The organism is Rhodococcus sp. T2V (assembly GCF_029269925.1).
GTDB lineage: Bacteria > Actinomycetota > Actinomycetes > Mycobacteriales > Mycobacteriaceae > Rhodococcus_F > Rhodococcus_F koreensis.
In genome coordinates this window covers 1-428 of record NZ_JARJBD010000421.1, presented here as the reverse complement: position 1 = coordinate 428, position 428 = coordinate 1, and the positions used below count along the sequence as shown (strand labels likewise).

At 68.5% G+C, this 428-nt stretch carries 1 pseudogene; it reads left to right on the top strand.

The features are described from left to right. Positions 1–253, top strand: a pseudogene (locus tag P3H15_RS54665) (pyridoxamine 5'-phosphate oxidase family protein); the annotation flags it as partial. Between the last annotated feature and the right edge of the window lie 175 nt (positions 254–428).

Genomic DNA, 428 nt, shown 5'->3' with positions numbered 1-428 from the left:
GTTCACCCGCTTCGAGGGCACCGTCCTCGCCTTCGAAACCGGAAACATCACCGCGACGACGCGCACGGGCTGGTCGGAGCTCACGATCGGCCGCGCCCGACTGTTCGCCGGCACGGACGGTCTCGACGGGTTCGACGATCCCACCGGTTCCCCGTGGAGCGGCTCTGCCGACGATTGTTACCTCCTCATCGACATCGCCTCGCTCAGCGGCCACCGCACCACCCCGCTCCGCCCCACCGGTGACCACCGCTGACGACTTCGGCGCCGCGCGGGGGATGGGCTGAGACGAGCGGCGTCGACCTCGAGATGAAGGCAGGCGCCGGACAGACACTCAAGAGCCGCAGGTAATCAGCCAGTTCCGGTGCCAACGGCTGGCCGGTCGGCTTACGGTGAGCGTTGTCGGCGACCGCCGTGAATTCATCCCGAGG